This is a genomic window from Streptomyces vulcanius, assembly GCF_042653945.1.
In the GTDB taxonomy this organism is placed as follows: domain Bacteria; phylum Actinomycetota; class Actinomycetes; order Streptomycetales; family Streptomycetaceae; genus Streptomyces; species Streptomyces mangrovi.
Genome location: NZ_JBHSFK010000131.1, coordinates 1 through 866, shown reverse-complemented (window position 1 = coordinate 866; position 866 = coordinate 1). Strand labels below are relative to the sequence as shown.

Below are 866 nucleotides of genomic sequence, written 5' to 3'. Positions count from 1 at the left end.
GCGTTGCGGTCGGGTGTCCACTGCATGGGGGTGCGGACGGCGTCGCGGTCGCCGAGCCAGATGTTGTCGCCCATGCCGATCTCGTCGCCGTAGTAGAGGATCGGCGATCCGGGGAGAGACAGGAGCAGGGCGGTGAAGAGCTCGATCTGGTTGCGGTCGTTGTCCAGGAGGGGGGCGAGCCGCCGTCGGATGCCGATGTTGGCGCGCATACGCGGGTCTTTCGCGTATTCCGCGTACATATAGTCGCGTTCCTCGTCGGTGACCATTTCGAGGGTGAGTTCGTCGTGGTTGCGGAGGAAGATTCCCCATTGGCACCGGGCGGGGATGGCGGGGGTTTTGGCGAGGATTTCCGAGACGGGGTAGCGGGATTCCCGGCGTACGGCCATGAAGATCCGGGGCATGACGGGGAAGTGGAAGGCCATGTGGCATTCGTCGCCGCCGGAGGAGTAGTCCCCGAAGTAGTCGACGACGTCCTCGGGCCACTGGTTCGCCTCGGCCAGGATCACCGTGTCCGGGTAGTGGAAGTCGATCTCCTTCCGCACCCGCTTCAGGAACTCATGGGTGGCAGGAAGGTTTTCGCAGTTGGTGCCCTCCTGGGCGTACAGGTACGGCACCGCGTCCAGCCGGAAGCCGTCGATGCCCAGGTCCAGCCAGAACCGCAGCGCGGAGATCATCTCCTCCTGCACGGCCGGGTTCTCGTAGTTGAGGTCCGGTTGGTGGGAGAAGAAGCGGTGGAAGAAGTACTGCTTGCGGACGGGGTCGAAGGTCCAGTTGGAGGCTTCGGTGTCGACGAAGATGATGCGGGCGTCGGCGTACTGTTTGTCGTCGTCTGCCCACATGTAGTAGTCGCCGTAGGGTCCGTCGGG

At 64.0% G+C, this 866-nt stretch carries 1 protein-coding gene; it reads right to left on the bottom strand.

Annotation, left to right across the window (positions count from 1 at the left end; genetic code table 11):
* Positions 1–866: alpha-amylase family glycosyl hydrolase (locus tag ACFPIH_RS56340; protein WP_381188164.1), on the bottom strand; the 866-nt coding region annotated here is incomplete at both ends.